The sequence below is a fragment of the Paenibacillus sp. genome, assembly GCF_031177825.1.
In the GTDB taxonomy this organism is placed as follows: domain Bacteria; phylum Bacillota; class Bacilli; order Paenibacillales; family YIM-B00363; genus Paenibacillus_AE.
Genome location: NZ_JAPSKE010000007.1, coordinates 108325 through 124115 on the forward strand (window position 1 = coordinate 108325; position 15791 = coordinate 124115).

Below are 15791 nucleotides of genomic sequence, written 5' to 3' on the forward strand. Positions count from 1 at the left end.
CTTGGAGGCCTGATTACATAAAGGAAAAGGGATGATCTTTCGTTGTTGCAGCGCGTCCTGAAACGGTTGGCGTTCGTGTCCGACCTGAAGTTGTTTTATAAGCTCTTATCGCTAATCGTCGCGTCGGTTTTGTTTACGGTGGTCGTAGGCGTGATCGGCGTCGCGCAGACGGGCGTCACGTATTCGGGCGTCAAGGAGATGTACGACGAACGGGTGCTCCCGATCAAGTGGATCAACGAGTTGCGCGCGCATTCGCGCGCCATCGAGGCGAATATGTACCATATTATGGTGGCATACGATCCCATCGAACAGAAGGATATGGTGAAGGAAACGGAAGAGCGGAGCGCGAAGTTCGACGAAGCGTTCGCCAATCTTAAAGCAAGTCATCTGGACGCGGAGGAGGCGGAGCTCGTCCGTCAGCTGGACGGCCTTCTCGCGGAATACCGCGCCGCGAGTCAAGAAGCGCTCGATATGGAGCTGGAGCGTTCGGGCAACACCGACCGCGCGTTCCGTTATTTTAAGCAGAACGCCGAACCGGAGCTGAACCAAATTAATGAGATTCTAGTGCAATGGGCCGATAAGACCGCGGCGAAAGCCGAACGGACGAACGAGCAGCTCGGTAAGGCGTACACGGGCTCGATCGCGCTGATCGTGACGATCATCGTCGTCGCGGCCGCGATCACGATCGCCATCGGCCTCTGGCTGTCCCGATTGATCAACTATCCGGTCAAGCGTCTGCAGTATATGATGAACGTCGCCTCGAAGGGCGATCTGACCGTGAACGTCGACATCGCCTCGAAGGACGAGCTCGGCGATCTCGCCCGCTCGTTCCGCAGCATGCTCGAAGCGCAGCGGGAGGTGCTGCGGCAGGTCGCGGCGTCGAGCGAGCTGGTCGCCGCTTCCTCGCAGCAGCTGACGGCGAGCGCGGAGCAGACGGGCCAATCGAGCGAGATGATTACGGAGGTGGCGCAGCAGCTGGCCATCGGCTCGGAGCGCCAAGCGGAAGGCGTGCGCGGCGCGGTCGCCCTGGCCGACGACATCGCGGCGGCGGCGGAGCGCATGAACGGCAATATGCACCGCATGAAGGAAACCGCCGTCGCGACGGCGGAGCAATCGCGGGACGGGCTCGGCCGCATGGACGAGCTGCGCGCGAAGATGGACGAGCTCGGGCGCGCCATCGACGGACTGTCGACCGTCATCGGCGGGCTCGGCGACAAGTCGGAGAAGATCGGCAGCGTCATGCGCCTCATTACCGACATCGCGTCGCAGACGAACCTGCTCGCCTTGAACGCGGCGATCGAGGCGGCTCGCGCCGGCGAGCACGGTCTCGGCTTCGCCGTCGTCGCCGACGAGGTGCGCAAGCTCGCCGAGCAGTCGAGCGCGTCCGCGAAGGAGGTCGCCGTCCACGTGGAAGGCATCCGCGGCGGCATCGCCGAAGCGTCTCGTTCGATGACGAGCGCGACCGGCCAGCTGCGGGAAGGGATGGACAGCGTGAACGCGTCCGTGGCGGCGTTCGGCGAGATCGCCGATTCGGCCGCTCGCGTCGAGACGGACACGGCGTCCGTCACCGAGGATTTGGATGCGATCATGGGGCAGTTCGAAGCGATGCTGAACAACTTCCGGGAGATCGCCGAAGTGGCCGAGCAAGCGGCGGCCGGCACGCAGCACGTGTCGGCGGCGACCGAGGAGCAGCTGGCGACGATGGAGGAGATGAAGTCGTCTTCGACCCATCTGAGCAAGATGGCGGCGGAGCTGCAGGAGCAGGTCGGACGTTTCCGAGTATAAAACGGGAAAAAGGCTGCCCGAAGCGCGTCATCGCGCATCGAGCAGCCTTTTCCATCGAATGCGTGCTTGTTTACAATCCTTCGAATTGCTCGACGATGTGCGCGCGTTCTTCTTCCGTGCCGTTGAACCGCTCCGGCGCGAAGCGCTGCTCCACCCAATGCTTCAGCTCCGCGCGGCTATAGAACGTCCGGGATTCCTCGCCCCATTGATCGCTGATTTCGATAACCTCGATCTCGCGCCCCCGCACTTCGGCGTTGATCATATTCCACTTGTCGCGCTTCCAAATCTGCACTTTTTTCGTCGCCATGTCCGTCCATCACCCTTTCCGCGCCATCATACAAAAAATGTGCCCTAAATGCAAACGGGTATGCTACAATACCGTCAAGCCGGTCGCGGAGGCGGCCGGGAAGAGCCGAGCGAGGAGAGATGAGGAAGATGAGCCGAGAGAAACAAGGGAATCAAGGGAATCATGGGGAAAAGGAAGCCTTCTATCCGCAGATTGGGGTAGCCGTGACATGCCGTTCGTTCCGGGAATACGAGGCGATGTTCGCGCTGGAGGACGATGCGCCCTTCCGCGGGCCGACGCTCGACGTCGCCGGCGGCGCGTCGTCGTTCGCGGCGGAGGCGCGCCGGCGCGGCGCGCGGGTCGTGTCCGCGGATCCGCGCTACGCGAAAACCGCGGAGGCGCTCTACGCGGAGAGCGCGGAGGAGATCGCGGCGTCGACCGCGAAGCTGGAGCGGGCGAGAGAGCGGTTCGACTGGACGTTCTACGGTTCGCCGGAAGCGCACCGGGAGAATCGGGAGGCGTCGCTCGAGCGGTTCATCGCGGATTACCGGGCGGAAGCCGGATCGGGCGCGTATACGGCGGCTTCGCTGCCGCGGCTGCCGTTCGAGGACGGCGCGTTCGCGTTGACGTTGTGCAGTCATTTCCTCTTCTTATATGAAGAACAATTCGGAACCGAGTTTCACCGCGACGCGTTGAGGGAGCTGTACCGCGTTACGCGCCCGGGAGGCGAGGTCCGGATTTATCCGCTGTATACGTTAAAGCACGAGAGGTATCCGGGCTTGGACGACATCGTTCGCGAGTTCGAAGCGGCGGGCGCCGACGTCCGGCTGCCGCCGTCCCGGTTGACGTTCATTCCCGGCTCGACGCGGCTATTGTTGATCCGCAAGCCGGCGAGCGGCAAGAGCTGACCCTGTCTAAATTGCCGATGTAAGCGGAACTTTCCGCCTATAGCCGCACTTCCGCGCCTAAACGGTCGACGTAAGCGGAATTTTCCGCCTATAGCCGCACTTTTGCGCTTAAACGGTCAACGTCAGCGGGATTTTCCGCTTATAGCCGCACATCTGCGCCTAAACGGTCGACAGAAGCGGAATTTTCCGCCTATAACCGCCATCTGCGCCTAGTTCGGGTAAGGGGTTGCCGAAGCATAAGCCGCCTACACGAAAGAAACCGCCCGGGAATGTCCAGGGCGGTTTCTTGCCGTCTTACTCGATGATCGTAAGGATGTCTTCCACCGGCTTGCGCGGCAGCTTGGCGGGCGTCTCCGCCGGTACCCCAAGCGCGATGACCATGTTGACCTGCGCTTCGTCGCGAATGCCGAGGTATTCCTTCAGCGCCTCCTCGGCGAGCAGGACGGGACCGGTCATCGGGCAAGTGGCGAGTCCGCGGGCATGCGCGGCGAGCATCAGGTTTTGCGAGGCGAGGCAGCTCGACTTGATGCCTTCCTCGCGCCATACCTCGTCGGGAACGAGCCCGATCGGATCGAAGATTTTCTCGCGGAACTTGGACGCGTACGGCGTGGCGAGGCAGACGATCAGCGCCGGCGCGTCCCGGAACGCGGTCGCGTAAGGACCGAAGGAACGAACGAGCAAGCGCGCTTCCTTCTCGAGCCCGCGCTCGGTCGCTTCCGCCGCGCGGCGGTTCAACGCCTCCCACGTCAGCTCTTCGATGCGCGCGATCTTCTCGCGGTTCAGCACGACGACGAATTCCCACGTCTGGGAGTTCGTATCGCTCGGGGCGTAGCGGGCGCAGTCGATAATCTCTTGGATATCTTCGACGGAGACCGGCGCGTCCGTATATTTCCGCACGCTTCTGCGTTCGTGCATGTTGGCTTTAATTAAAGGATAGGACATTAGAAGTTCACGCCTCACGGTTTCATATTTTTAGTAGTTGGTACTAATACCATATCACAATTATAACGTTCTGTGACAGGGCGTCAAGCGCGCTTCTGTCGGACGATCGAACGTGCTATGATGGATAACAACGATTGCGGAATCAGCGGAGAAGGAGGGAGCCCATGGAGCCTTTCGCGCCGGAAGCGCATTTCGCGTTCGACGCTCGCCTCGGAATCCCGACGCCGGAGCTGCGGCGGGAATGGAACGAGTTTACCGCGGCGGAGCAGTCGGCCATACTGTATTATTGGGAGACGGTGCGCGGAGCGATCCCGGACCGCATCTTCGCTTTCGAGAGGGAAATCGTCGCTCTGCAGGCGCGGCTCGACGACGAGGAAGACTTCGAGATCGTCTGCGCTTTGACGTGGGATATCGCGGAGCGGGCGAGCCGCATCAACGATTTGCATTTATATTTCCGTTTAAACCAAGACGTTGCGGTGAAAGCCCATCATTAGCTATACTGGTTGGAGAATTTTCCGGACGGACGGAGGCGTACGCATGAGCATAGAGGAAGCGCGCGGCTTGATTTCCGCGCTTGCAGACCGGGAGCCGCCGCAGGCGCTGTCGCCCAAGCGGCCGCCGGACGAGTCGGTTTCCGCCGCGATCCGCCGGCTGACCCCGGGGGACGCGCCGGAGGCGAGGGCGCTTCGCTCCGCGCTGCTGCTGTGGAACGACGATCTGGACGGCTCGCACGCGTTGTCGCAAGAGCTGCATACGCCGACGGGCAGTCTGCTTCACGGCATCATGCATCGGATGGAAGGCGATTATTGGAACGCGGACTACTGGTTCCGCCGCGTCGGCGCGCATCCGTGTTACGCGGACATCGCCCGCGAAGCGGCGCTCGCGGAGGGCGTCGGCGCGTTCGTCGTCCGCGGCGACTGGGACCCGTCCGCCTTCAACCGAGCGGTGGAACGCGCCCTGCAAGGGGGCGACGCGGCCGAGATCGGGAAGCTTGAGCGGCTGCAGCGAGCCGAGATGACGGCCGTCGCCCGCTATTGCTTGCATCAATGCTTCGGAGGTACGTCGCTTGGTTGATTCCAGACGCGAGGCGGCCGCCGCGCCGCGAGGGCCGCTGTCGCTCATGCTGCGAGTATATCGGCAGGTGCTTCCGGAAGTCGCCCGGGAGCTGGACCGATGGACGGCGGAGGCCGCCGCGATTCCCGACGCGGAGCTGCGCGCGCAGGCGATCGCCAGTCTGTCGACGAAGCGGTTCCATTGCGAAGGAGGCTCCGTCTACGCGCTCTTGCGACCGGAGCGCCGGGGCGCGCTCATCCCGCTCATCGTGGCGCTGCAGACGATCAGCGATTATTTGGACAACCTGTGCGATCGGTCGACGTCGATGGATGCGGCGGATTTCCGCCAGCTGCATCTCGCGATGCACGAAGCGGTCGATCCGGAGCTGCCGCCGTCGGATTATTACGCGCTGCGCGCGGAGCGGGAAGACGGCGGATATTTGCGCCGCCTCGTCGAGACATGTCGCGGCAATATCGCGACGCTGCCGTCGTACGAGGCGGTCAAGCCGTACGTGAAGGAGCTGGTCGGCCTGTACGGCGACCTTCAGGTGCATAAGCACATTCGCCGGGAGGACCGGGAGCCGGCGCTGACCGGCTGGTGGTCGGCGCATCGGGACAAGTGTCCCGAGCTCGGCTGGAACGAGTTCGCCGCGGCGACCGGCTCCACGCTCGGCATGTTTTATTTGTTCGCCGTCGCGGCGGGCGAAGGCGTTACGGTAGGGCAAGCGGAGCGCGCTCGAGACGCTTATTTTCCGTACGTCTGCGGTCTTCACATCCTGCTCGATTACTTGATCGACATGGAGGAGGATCGCATCGGGGGCGACCTGAACTTCTGCGAGTATTTCGACGACGCCCGCCGGACGGCGGAGCGCATCGAATGGATCGCCGGAACGGCGCGGGAGCGCGTACGCGAGCTCGACGACCGGCGGTTTCACGGCATGATCGTCGAAGGGCTGCTCGCTTTGTATTTATCGGATCCGAAGGTGAGGCGGCAGGAGGACGTCGCCGGCGTCACGAAGCGGCTGATGCGGAACAGCCCGTTGACGCGGATGTTCTTCTGGGCGAACAGCGTATGGATCCGCAAGCGGCAAGGCATCGACCGGCCGCAAATTCAAGACGCAAGATCTTAAACAGAGGTAAGGAAGGATGGCGGAGACCATGTCTGTACAATCGATAGCGGTATTAACGAGCGGAGGAGACTCCCAGGGAATGAACGCGGCCGTTCGAGCGGTCGTGCGCAGCGCGTTGTTCCACGGATTGAAGGTGTACGCGGTGCAGCGGGGCTATCACGGGTTGATTCACGACGACATCCGCGAGATGGATTTGCGCAGCGTCGGCGATATTATTCAGCGGGGCGGCACGATTCTGCAGACGGCTCGTTCGAAGGAGTTCATGACGCTCGAAGGGCAGCAGATCGGCGCGGAGAACTTGCGCAAGCGCGGCATCGACGGCCTCGTCGTCATCGGCGGCGACGGTTCGTACCAAGGCGCGAACAAGCTTCGGCTGCAGGGCATCAAGACGATGGGGCTGCCGGGCACGATCGACAACGATATCCCGTTCACCGATATCACGATCGGCTTCGACACGGCGGTCGGCATCGTCGTCGACGCGGTGAACAAGCTGCGCGATACGATGACGTCGCACGAACGTTCGTCCGTCGTAGAGGTCATGGGCCGCCATTGCGGCGATATCGCGTTGTACGCGGGCCTCGCGAGCGGCGCCGAAGCGATTCTCGTGCCGGAGATGCCGTTCGACCTCGACAAGATCTCGGCTTCGATGAAGCATCACTTCGCCGGCGGCAAGCGGCACAGCATCATCCTCGTCGCCGAAGGCGTGGGCAAGGGCGAAGACATCGCCAACCGCATCACCGAATCGAGCGGCATCGAGTGCCGGGTGACCGTCCTCGGTCATATCCAACGCGGCGGCTCGCCGACGCACAACGATCGGATTCTCGCAAGCCGCTTAGGCGATTTCGCGGTACGGCGCTTGATCGCGGGCGACTCCGGCAAAGCGGTCGGCGTCATCCAGAACGAGCTCGTCGCCACCGACATCGAGAAGGTCGTCAGCACGAAGAAGCCGTTCAACAAGGACTTGTACGATTTGGCGCTTCGATTATCGCAATAACGGCAGGATGGCCTCGCGGCCGTTCGACGAAAGCTGTTTATCCATACCCCTCGGACTCCAGCGTCCGAGGGGTATTCGTTTTCGAAGACAGCGGCCCCGCGGACAGGCGAATGCCCCCGTCCTCGGCGGAGAACGGGGGCATGCGGGGCGTCACCGAGAATGGATCGTCACGAATTCGAAATCGCCGCGGAACAACCGCGACCCGGATACGGTCACGTAAATCGGATTGAACGCGTCTAGCGCGCCGACGAAGTCGAGGTTGCTTCCCAGCTTGTCCTTCGCGTACACGGAAGCCCGCGAACGCAACGCGCGCTCGAACTGGGCGTCCGTCTGCAGCTGTCTGCTCATGATGCATTCCCCCCACACTAGCTTTGCCAGAGAGCGGGGGGAAATATGTCGGTTACTTGCCGCGCGCAGGGCGCGCCCAACCGATGTCCCAACGGGCGCGGTACAGGGCGGTCGCGACGACCGCCAGCTCGGCGGCGGACCCGGCGGTCAACACGAGCGGCCCGATGACGCCGTTCCACTCCGGGAGGAAGAAGACAAGCGAGACGAGCACGGTCAGCGAGGCCGCGGTGTTGGCGGCTTGGGACCACATGAAGACGTGCGTGCGGCGGAACAGCATCAGGAAGCCGTTGCCGAAGTCGACCCACGGCAGGACGAGCGCGAGCAGCGCGTACACCTTCATGACGTCGAGGGTCGCCGGCAGCAGACGACCGGTCAATCCCATGACCTCGTCGAGCAGGAAGGCCCCGGCCGGGGTGAAGAAGATCGCCGCCGTCAGCAGTCCCGGCGCGAAGCCGACGAACCGTTGGAAGCGAAAGACGAGCCGCGGGGACGTCGGATAGAAGTTCAACACGATCTGATGAATATACGTGAATACGCTCATGATGACGCCGAACACGCTGGAGGCTACGGCGAACGAGGCGATGGACAGCTCGACGTCGAGCGTCTTGCCGAGCAGCGCGTTCGTCGCCGGGGCGACGGCGATGACGATGAAGGACGAGTACAACAGCGGCCGGTAGAAGCCGAAAATATGGCGCTTAGACGTAATGCCATGATCCTCGACGCGTTCCGGCAGCTTCCGCGTCAGCGAGCGGCCTTCCCAATAGCAGACGCCGGCCTCGATCAGCATGCCGGCGGCGAAGATGAACGCGCCGACCCACCCGCCGGTGACCGTGTCGGTGCGAATGAAATATTGCGACAGCGCGAACATGCCGGCGAGCCGGACGATCATGCCGATCGTCACCCACTTCGTCCGCATCTGGCTGATGATGACGCCATGGTACAGGCAGCGGAGCGCCGAGAAGACGCTGACCCACATGAAGAACTGGTAGCCGGACACGATCGCCGGCACGAGGCTTACGTCGACGCCGTACACGTCGCGAAAGACGAAGGCGCCGACCGGCGTGTAGCAGATCAGCGCGCCGAACGCGACGGTCGCCCCGATCAAGATCCACGTCACGCCCGACATCGCCCGGAACGACACGCGGTCGCGCACGAGCGCGGAGCAGGTCTGGCGAACGAGCACCGCCGGCCGCTCGGTTAAGCCGAACAAGCTCGCGCCGAGCGCGTACGCCGCGATGGCGATCTCCGGATTCGACGCCTTCGATAGCGTGGAGTGGATGATGGAGTGGGTAATGCTGACGAGACAGGCGGCGAAGCCGAGCGGGATGAAAAATCGCATGAGACTGCTCATCGTCGGGTTGCCGGACTTCGTCCCCGGGGCGGAGGCATTCGGTGTCGTTACGGCTGCGGCGGCTTCTCCCATCGGTACGTCTCGCTCCCTTACGCGGTTGGTATGAATATCGAATTTACAATTTCTCCATTATAGCAGAATCGGGTCCGGTCGGGGGGCTTGATCGGCAAAACCTCCGTCTTGTTCGCTCGAAACCGAAGACTAGGGCGTTATTTGCGGATATGGAGGGAGGCATGCCTTCTTCGGCATACGGCAGCGGACGCCTCGGTCGGAGGAACGGGACGTTTTCCGATTCGTCACCCCCCCGGCGGCGACAAAAAAAGGGCGCCCCCCCTCGCCGCGCGAAAGCGGGGGAAACGCCGTTCCGATGGTTATTCTAAGTCGTAGTCGACGCCTTCGGTGTAGCGGTTGACTGCGTTCCACAGCATAAATTCCTCGATGCCGTTATCCTTCAGCGCCCGAATTTGATCTTCGACTTCCTTCTTGCCGTATTTAATGTAGCCCTTCACCCACGAAGCGGTGAAATCTTGAATCCAAGGACGGACGATCGGCTGGAAAGGACCCAGCGGCTCCAGCTTCTTGAACGTATCCTTCATCGCGCCGTCGATCGTGACGTACGGCGCCGCGTCCGGAACGTTCGAGCCGAACCAGCCGGTGGAATAATGGCTTGGATATACCATCGGGGAGATGACGTCCACGTACTTCGAAATCAGCTCGAAATCCTGCCCGATCCCTTCGGCGGCCGGAACCGACGCGGCGTACCCGAAGATGTCGACGGAGACGCGGACGCCCAGCGGCGTAAGCTGTTCCCTCGCGTATTTCACGAAGTCGGCGACGACTTCGATCCGCTTGCGTTCGTCCTTATGGTAGGCGAGGACGTCCGCTTTGTTCTCGAACCCTTCCGGGAACCGCACATAGTCGAACTGAATTTCCTTAAATCCGAGCTTCGCGGCTTCCTTCGCCACCTGCACGTTGTACTCCCATACTTCTTTCCTGTACGGATTGACGAACGACTCGCCGCGTCCGTTCTTCCAGACGGCGCCTTCCGGCGTCACGTACGACAAATCCGGCCGCTTCTCGGCCAACACCGAATCTTTGAACACGACGATGCGCGCGATCGGATACGCCTCATGCTCCGCCAGGCGGGAAAGCAGGGCGGAAGGGTCGCGAATAATGTTCTTCGCGGTGCCGATCTCGAGCAGCGCAGGGTCTTGCGTCGGGTACGTAATGTATCCGTAATCGTCTTTCACGTCGATGACGAGACTGTTGAGCTCGGTGTCGTCGAGCAGCCGGAGCAGCGTCTCAAGCCGCGATCCGCCGGCGCTGTGGGCGGTCGCGTATACTCCCCTTATGACGGGGGCGTCCGGCTGGGGGTCGTCCTTCTCGATCATCGGAATGCCGGACGAGCCGATCTCCGCATGAACGGCCGCTTGTCTCGCTTGCTCCGTCGCCCGGATCCAGTCGTCCAGCGTCGGCTCCGACGCGTTCGTCTGCGCGGCGGCTCCGCCGAGCAGCAGCAGCAATACGGCTGCGATAGTTTCCATGTCAACGCACTCCCCCATTGTTCGCTGTCCCCATTATATGACACGGTTCGACCGGGGCACAGAGGTTTTTTGTCCCATGGCGTCGAAAGGTAGGCGGCCCAACTTCTCTTTTTTTCAAGAATGCAGTAGGATGTAGGGATGTATAGAAAATGACCAGCGGATAGGATGGACCGACTTGAACAGACAACTAGCCATCGTGAAGGCGCTCAATGCGCTCTATTATTGCTCGAACGCCGTGCTGCTGCCGTACTTGCCGTTATATTTCGCCTTCAAAGGATACACCGCCGTCGAAGTCGGCCTGTTGCTTATGGTCGGGCCGTTCGTCGCGATCGTCGCCCAGCCGGTGTGGGGATACGTCAGCGACCGGTTCCAAACCGTGAAATGGGTGCTCCTGCTGTTATGGTCGCTTCAGCTTCTATGCAGCATCGGCTTGTTCACCGCGACGGGCTTTCCGATCACGTTGTTATTCACGACGTTGCTGTATTTCTTTCTTATGCCGTCGTCGCCGTTGTTAGACTCCTTGACGATTCGGTCGGCGTTCGACGCCGGCGTCAGCTACGGTACGGTGCGGATGTGGGGGTCGATCGGATTTTCGATATTCGCGGCGTTGTCCGGGGCGATGCTGGTCGCGATCGGCGGCGTCGACAATCTGCAGTGGATATACTGGGGGGTCTGGCTGTTCCCGCTCATGCTGGCCGCGCTGCTGAAGGATGTGAAGGCGTCCGCTCCGCCGATTACGCTGCGGTCGTTGTCGACCGTCGTCCGGAGCCGCCCGCTGCTCTGGTTCCTTCTGCTCGTCTTCGTGATGATGCTGCCGCATCGGATGAACGACGGCTTCCTAGGGCTTCATATGAGCGATTTGGGCGCGAGCGAGCAGATGGTCGGAATGGCGTGGGCGATCGCCGCGCTAAGCGAGGTGCCGACGTTCGCGCTGCTGCACCGGTACTTGCACAAGGTGCACGAGCTCGCGCTGATCGGCGTCGTTGGGCTGTTGTACGTCGTCCGGTGGATCGTCTACGCGCTGGCGACCGATCCGCTGCTGCTGCTCGTCATGCAGGCGAGCCACTCGATCACGTACGCGGTGTTCTGGGTGTCCGCGGTCGCTTACGTCGTCCGCATCGTGCCGAACGAGTTCCGCTCGACGGGCCAATCGATTCTATCGGCGATGTTCGTCGGCGTGACGGGACTGGCGAGCGGTACGCTCGGAGGGTGGATCGAAGGGTGGGGCGGTTACGAATCCGCGTATATGATCGGGGCCGTCGTCGCGGGAATCGCGGGCGTCGCCTTCCTGCTCACGCATGCGGCGCAGCGGGGTTCGCTCCGGCGAGGCGGCCAGGGGACTTCATAGCGGGTTTGAACAGAAAAGAGACCGCCAGGCGAGCCTGACGGTCTCTTTCTTACACCTTAACCCGCGGCGAATCGTTCTGCGGCAGCATCGTGTGGAACAGCAGCTCTACGGCCGCGACGCCGAGCGCGATCCAGAACGTCTCGCCGAGCGACACGTTCCAGTCGAGGAACGCGCCTACCATCCAGACGTACACGTACGTCAGTCCGAAGTCCGCGATCGTCGCCGTCAAGTTGTTCGTCGCCGGCAGGATGATGCGGTCGCCGATGAAATAGGCGATGACGGACAAGACGACGGCCGCGGCGACCGCTTCCCAGAACGTCACCGTGCCGAACCAGAGCAAGAGCGGAACGACGATGACGCCGTTCAATAAAGCCTTCAAGAGAAATCGAAGCAACATGCGAGCGTCCTCCTTGGAGTGTTCGACATATCTTCAATGTTCCACTCCGAAGCCGACGTTATGCCGGGAAAAAATAGGGGCCGCTCCCATGGAGCGGCCCAATTTGCGGTTATCGGGAGCCCTTCTCGTACGGAACGCCCGACGCCAGCGGCGCCGTAGCGCGTCCGATGAAGGACACGAGCACGATCAAGGTCAGCGCATACGGCAGCATGGAGATGATGTCCAGCGGCACGTGGCCGAGCCCGATGTACGGAAGCAAAAACTTGACGGCGGTCACGACGCCGAAGAAGGCCGCAGCCGCGACGGCGCCGATCGGGTGCCACTTGCCGAAGATGAGCGCCGCCAGGGCGATGTAGCCTTGGCCCGCCACCGTCGAATGCGAGAAGCTCGCCGTCGTCGTGAGCGCCAGCGTCGCGCCGCCCATGGCGGCGAACGCGCCGCTCGTCAGCACGGCCATGTAGCGGACGAGGTAGACGTTGACGCCGGCCGTATCGGCCGCCTTCGGGTGTTCCCCGACGGCGCGGATCCGAAGGCCCCACGGCGTCTTGAACAAGATGTACCACGTGACGAGCATGAGCGCGAGCGCGATATACGTCGTCGGATACGCCTCGAAGAACGCGTGCCCGAAAAACGGGATGTCCGAAAGGAGCGGAATTTGCACTTTCGAGATCATGAAACTCGTGCCGCCGCTCGCCAGGTTCGGCGATTGGCCTTGGCCGTCGAAGATCAGCTTGGTAAGGTACAAGCCGAGTCCGACCGCGAGGAAGTTGAGCGCCACCCCGCTGATCGTCTGGTCGGCCTTATACGTGACGGATGCGACGGCATGCGGCAGGGCGAAGATCGCGCCCGCGACGGCCGCGGCGACGAAGCCGATCCATGGCGAGCCGGCGAAGTAGGTGACGACCGCGCCGGTGAAGGCGCCGATCGTCATCATGCCTTCGATGGCGATGTTGACGACGCCGGACCGCTCGGACCAGAGGCCGCCGAGCGCGCCGAACATAAGCGCCGTAGCGTACACGAGGGTGATATGAATCAGGTCGCTGCCGATATCCCAGCCGCTCATCTAGGCCGCCTCCTTCCGCTGCTTCCGGCCGCGAAACCAGCGCGTCACCGGCTTAATGATGCCGCTCGCCGCCAGGAAGAAGATTATCAATGCGATGACGATGTTGACGAGCTCCGGCGGCACGTTCGCGCCGAACTTCATGCCGGCGGCTCCGAACGTTAGGATGCCCATCAGGACGGCGCCTAGCACGGTGCCGAACGCGGCCGTGCCGCCGATCATGGCGACGGCGATGCCTTGGAAGCCGTACCCCGGCGATACCGTAAGGACGGATTGGTAATGGAACACGCCGAGCACTTCGACGGCGCCGGCGATGCCGGCGAACGCGCCGCTGATCGCCATCGCCCGGACGATGCCGCCGTTGACGTTCATGCCGGCGTATTGCGCGGCATGCCGATTGAAGCCGACCGCTCGCAGCTCGAAGCCGCCTTTCGTCCGGAACAAGTAATAATGAAAGAACACGGCGCAGAGCAGCGCGATGACGAAGCCGAAGCTGAGCCGCGCGTTGCTGAACAGCTCGGTGACGAACGGAATGTTCAAATACGACGTCTCCGCGACGGCGACCGAACGCTGCTGGCCGGCCGGCAGGAAGAACGTCTTGACCATGTAGTTCACGAAGAAGAGCGCGATCCAGTTGAGCATGATCGACGTGATGACTTCGTGAACGCCGCGCTTCGCCTTGGCGTAGCCGACGAGGGCGCCCCAGAACGCGCCCGCCAGCGCGCCGGCGGCGACGGCCGCGGCGGCGTGCAGCACCGTCGGCAGGAACGTCCATTCGACGCCGACGTAGAGCGACGCCAACGAGCCGACGAGAAACTGCCCTTCGGCGCCGATGTTGAACAGGCCCGTCCGGAACGCGAAGGCGACGGCGAGACCCGTCAGGATGAGCGGCGTAATTTGGCGAATCGTCTCTCCGAAGTTGTACATGCTGCCGAACGCCTTATTGAGCAGCGCGAGGTAAGCGGCGATCGGATCGTAGCCGCCGAGCAGCATGATGATCGCGCCGAGCGCGAGGCCGAGAACGATGGCGATCAGCGGCAGGAAGAAGACGTCGGTATTTCGTTCTTTCGAGTTCATCGCGCCGCTCCCTCCTTCGCGTTCGCGCCGGCCATCATGAGACCGAGCTCCTTCTCGTCCGTCTTCGACGGCTCGACGATGCCGACCAGCTTTCCTTCATAGATGACGCCGATCCGGTCGGACAGCGACATGATCTCTTCCAATTCGAGCGAGATCAGCAATACCGCCTTGCCTTGATCCCGCTGCTCGACGAGCCGGCGATGAATGAATTCGATCGCGCCGACGTCGAGTCCCCGCGTCGGCTGCGCCGCGATCAGCACGTCCGGATTCGCGTCGACCTCGCGGGCGATGATGATCTTCTGCTGATTGCCGCCGGAGAGCGCGCGCGCCTTCGTCCGTTCGTCGGGCGTACGCACGTCGAACTGGCGGATGAGTTCCCGCGCCTTCTCGTAAATTCGGCCGTACTGGAGCAGGCCGGACTTCAAGAACTTCGGGGCGTAATAATCCTTCAGCGCCATGTTTTCCCCGATGTCGAAGTCGAGCACGAGGCCGCGCTTGTGGCGGTCCTCCGGAATGTACCCTACGCCCGCTTCGGAGATCGAGCGAGGGGAGGCGCCGGCGATCGGCTTCCCCTTCAGAAGCACTTCGCCGCGGGTCGGCTTCGAGAGTCCCGTGAGCACTTCGACGAGCTCCTTCTGGCCGTTGCCGTCGACGCCCGCGATGCCGAAAATTTCGCCCGCGCGCAGCTCGAACGACAGCCCGTCCAACGCTTTGACGCCGCGGGCGTCGGCGAGCGTGACGTTCCGCACCTCGAGCATCGTCTCGGAGTAAACCGTCTCCTTCTTCTGAACCTGGAAGCTGACTTCGCGACCGACCATCTTCTCGGCCAGTTCGTCGGGATTGCTTCCCGCGACGGGCAGCGAGTCGATGACCTTGCCGCGGCGAATGATCGTCACCGTGTCGCAAACCTGCATGATTTCCTTGAGCTTATGCGTAATGAGGATAATCGTCTTGCCCGAAGCGACCAGCGACTTCATGATCGCCAGCAGTTCCTGGATTTCTTGCGGGGTAAGGACGGCGGTCGGTTCGTCGAAAATGAGAATGTCGGCGCCGCGATACAACGTTTTCAAAATTTCCACGCGTTGCTGCTGTCCGACGGAGATGTCCTCGATCAGGGCGTCGGGATCGACGGCGAGGCCGTATTTCTGCGACAGCGCCCGCACTTCCTCGGCGGCTTTGCGCTGGTCGAGCTGAATGCCGTTCTTCGTCTTCTCCGCGCCTAACATGATGTTTTCCGTGACGGTAAAGTTATGGACGAGCATGAAGTGCTGATGGACCATGCCGATGCCGAGCTCGCCGGCGACGTTCGGATTCGCAATGGCGACCGGCTTCTCGTGAATCCGGATTTCGCCTTCGTCGGGCTGATACAAACCGAACAAGATGTTCATCAGCGTCGACTTGCCGGCGCCGTTCTCGCCGAGCAGCGCGTGGATGCTGCCCTTCTTCACGCGCAGATGGATATCGTCGTTCGCGACGATTCCGGGAAACCGCTTCGTAATGCCGATCATCTCGACTACGAAATTCGGCGTTTGGGTCATTCGAGTTTCACCCCTAGAACATACAAGAATC

General features: G+C 62.2%; 16 protein-coding genes. 7 read left to right on the forward strand and 9 right to left on the reverse strand.

Annotated elements, in window-relative coordinates; all coding sequences use genetic code 11:
* The first annotated feature begins 42 nt into the window (after positions 1 to 42).
* Complete coding sequence (locus tag RIN49_RS10665) at positions 43 to 1785, forward strand: methyl-accepting chemotaxis protein (RefSeq protein WP_309120153.1); 1743 nt, start codon at positions 43 to 45, stop codon at positions 1783 to 1785.
* Between the two features lie 70 nt (positions 1786 to 1855).
* On the opposite strand, the gene RIN49_RS10670 is transcribed toward RIN49_RS10665, so the two are convergent.
* Complete coding sequence (locus tag RIN49_RS10670; RefSeq protein ID WP_138192218.1) at positions 1856 to 2092, reverse strand: hypothetical protein; 237 nt, start codon at positions 2090 to 2092, stop codon at positions 1856 to 1858.
* Positions 2093 to 2220: 128 nt separating this feature from the next.
* Between RIN49_RS10670 and RIN49_RS10675 the strand changes: the two genes are divergently transcribed.
* Positions 2221 to 2979, forward strand: a complete 759-nt coding sequence (locus tag RIN49_RS10675; protein WP_309120154.1) for a class I SAM-dependent methyltransferase — start codon at positions 2221 to 2223, stop codon at positions 2977 to 2979.
* Positions 2980 to 3273: 294 nt separating this feature from the next.
* Here RIN49_RS10675 and RIN49_RS10680 read toward each other — a convergent pair whose 3' ends face one another.
* Entirely contained in the window at positions 3274 to 3921 is a 648-nt protein-coding gene (locus RIN49_RS10680; RefSeq protein ID WP_309120155.1) for a nitroreductase family protein, read from the reverse strand.
* A gap of 164 nt (positions 3922 to 4085) precedes the next feature.
* Between RIN49_RS10680 and RIN49_RS10685 the strand changes: the two genes are divergently transcribed.
* From RIN49_RS10685 to pfkA, 4 genes are read left to right on the forward strand one after another with little or no spacing between them, the layout of a single operon-like run.
* On the forward strand, positions 4086 to 4415 hold the full coding sequence (locus RIN49_RS10685) for a hypothetical protein (protein WP_309120156.1): 330 nt from the start codon (positions 4086 to 4088) through the stop codon (positions 4413 to 4415).
* A 43-nt stretch (positions 4416 to 4458) separates the two neighbouring features.
* Positions 4459 to 4995 carry a hypothetical protein gene (locus RIN49_RS10690; RefSeq protein WP_309120157.1) on the forward strand — a complete coding sequence of 179 codons (537 nt, stop codon included), beginning with the start codon at positions 4459 to 4461 and terminating at the stop codon, positions 4993 to 4995.
* A 46-nt stretch (positions 4996 to 5041) separates the two neighbouring features.
* Positions 5042 to 6103 carry a tetraprenyl-beta-curcumene synthase family protein gene (locus RIN49_RS10695; RefSeq protein WP_309120317.1) on the forward strand — a complete coding sequence of 354 codons (1062 nt, stop codon included), beginning with the start codon at positions 5042 to 5044 and terminating at the stop codon, positions 6101 to 6103.
* Positions 6104 to 6131: 28 nt separating this feature from the next.
* Positions 6132 to 7097, forward strand: a complete 966-nt coding sequence (gene pfkA / locus RIN49_RS10700) for a 6-phosphofructokinase (RefSeq protein WP_309120158.1) — start codon at positions 6132 to 6134, stop codon at positions 7095 to 7097.
* Positions 7098 to 7247: 150 nt separating this feature from the next.
* Here the strand turns inward: pfkA and RIN49_RS10705 are convergent, their stop codons facing one another.
* The 3 genes from RIN49_RS10705 to RIN49_RS10715 form a co-directional block, all read right to left on the reverse strand.
* Positions 7248 to 7445 carry a hypothetical protein gene (locus RIN49_RS10705; protein WP_309120159.1) on the reverse strand — a complete coding sequence of 66 codons (198 nt, stop codon included), beginning with the start codon at positions 7443 to 7445 and terminating at the stop codon, positions 7248 to 7250.
* 52 nt (positions 7446 to 7497) lie between these two features.
* Complete coding sequence (locus tag RIN49_RS10710) at positions 7498 to 8868, reverse strand: multi antimicrobial extrusion protein MatE (protein WP_309120160.1); 1371 nt, start codon at positions 8866 to 8868, stop codon at positions 7498 to 7500.
* A 299-nt stretch (positions 8869 to 9167) separates the two neighbouring features.
* Entirely contained in the window at positions 9168 to 10340 is a 1173-nt protein-coding gene (locus tag RIN49_RS10715) for a putative glycoside hydrolase (RefSeq protein WP_309120161.1), read from the reverse strand.
* Positions 10341 to 10515: 175 nt separating this feature from the next.
* On the opposite strand from RIN49_RS10715, the gene RIN49_RS10720 reads away from it, so the two are divergent.
* Entirely contained in the window at positions 10516 to 11688 is a 1173-nt protein-coding gene (locus RIN49_RS10720) for an MFS transporter (RefSeq protein WP_309120162.1), read from the forward strand.
* 49 nt (positions 11689 to 11737) lie between these two features.
* On the opposite strand, the gene RIN49_RS10725 is transcribed toward RIN49_RS10720, so the two are convergent.
* The 4 genes from RIN49_RS10725 to RIN49_RS10740 form a co-directional block, all read right to left on the reverse strand.
* Positions 11738 to 12085 (reverse strand): DUF2512 family protein, encoded by a 348-nt coding sequence (locus tag RIN49_RS10725; protein WP_309120163.1) that lies wholly within the window; start codon positions 12083 to 12085, stop codon positions 11738 to 11740.
* A 109-nt stretch (positions 12086 to 12194) separates the two neighbouring features.
* Positions 12195 to 13148 (reverse strand): ABC transporter permease, encoded by a 954-nt coding sequence (locus RIN49_RS10730; RefSeq protein WP_309120164.1) that lies wholly within the window; start codon positions 13146 to 13148, stop codon positions 12195 to 12197.
* Positions 13149 to 14222: an ABC transporter permease gene (locus RIN49_RS10735; RefSeq protein WP_309120165.1), complete on the reverse strand. Its 1074-nt coding sequence runs from the start codon at positions 14220 to 14222 to the stop codon at positions 13149 to 13151.
* A complete protein-coding gene (locus tag RIN49_RS10740) occupies positions 14219 to 15760 on the reverse strand; it encodes an ABC transporter ATP-binding protein (RefSeq protein ID WP_309120166.1) in 1542 nt (513 codons plus the stop codon). Before RIN49_RS10740 ends, RIN49_RS10735 begins: the two co-directional genes overlap by 4 nt.
* Between the last annotated feature and the right edge of the window lie 31 nt (positions 15761 to 15791).

Coding starts and splice junctions, on each gene's coding strand:
- RIN49_RS10675 (WP_309120154.1), top strand. CDS start 2,221: ATGAGCCGAGAGAAACAAGGGAATCAAGGGAATCATGGGGAAAAGGAA.
- RIN49_RS10685 (WP_309120156.1), top strand. CDS start 4,086: ATGGAGCCTTTCGCGCCGGAAGCGCATTTCGCGTTCGACGCTCGCCTC.
- RIN49_RS10740 (WP_309120166.1), bottom strand. CDS start 15,760: ATGACCCAAACGCCGAATTTCGTAGTCGAGATGATCGGCATTACGAAG.
- RIN49_RS10710 (WP_309120160.1), bottom strand. CDS start 8,868: ATGGGAGAAGCCGCCGCAGCCGTAACGACACCGAATGCCTCCGCCCCG.
- pfkA (WP_309120158.1), top strand. CDS start 6,132: ATGTCTGTACAATCGATAGCGGTATTAACGAGCGGAGGAGACTCCCAG.
- RIN49_RS10725 (WP_309120163.1), bottom strand. CDS start 12,085: ATGTTGCTTCGATTTCTCTTGAAGGCTTTATTGAACGGCGTCATCGTC.
- RIN49_RS10680 (WP_309120155.1), bottom strand. CDS start 3,921: ATGTCCTATCCTTTAATTAAAGCCAACATGCACGAACGCAGAAGCGTG.
- RIN49_RS10670 (WP_138192218.1), bottom strand. CDS start 2,092: ATGGCGACGAAAAAAGTGCAGATTTGGAAGCGCGACAAGTGGAATATG.
- RIN49_RS10705 (WP_309120159.1), bottom strand. CDS start 7,445: ATGAGCAGACAGCTGCAGACGGACGCCCAGTTCGAGCGCGCGTTGCGT.
- RIN49_RS10715 (WP_309120161.1), bottom strand. CDS start 10,340: ATGGAAACTATCGCAGCCGTATTGCTGCTGCTGCTCGGCGGAGCCGCC.
- RIN49_RS10735 (WP_309120165.1), bottom strand. CDS start 14,222: ATGAACTCGAAAGAACGAAATACCGACGTCTTCTTCCTGCCGCTGATC.
- RIN49_RS10730 (WP_309120164.1), bottom strand. CDS start 13,148: ATGAGCGGCTGGGATATCGGCAGCGACCTGATTCATATCACCCTCGTG.
- RIN49_RS10690 (WP_309120157.1), top strand. CDS start 4,459: ATGAGCATAGAGGAAGCGCGCGGCTTGATTTCCGCGCTTGCAGACCGG.
- RIN49_RS10695 (WP_309120317.1), top strand. CDS start 5,042: ATGCTGCGAGTATATCGGCAGGTGCTTCCGGAAGTCGCCCGGGAGCTG.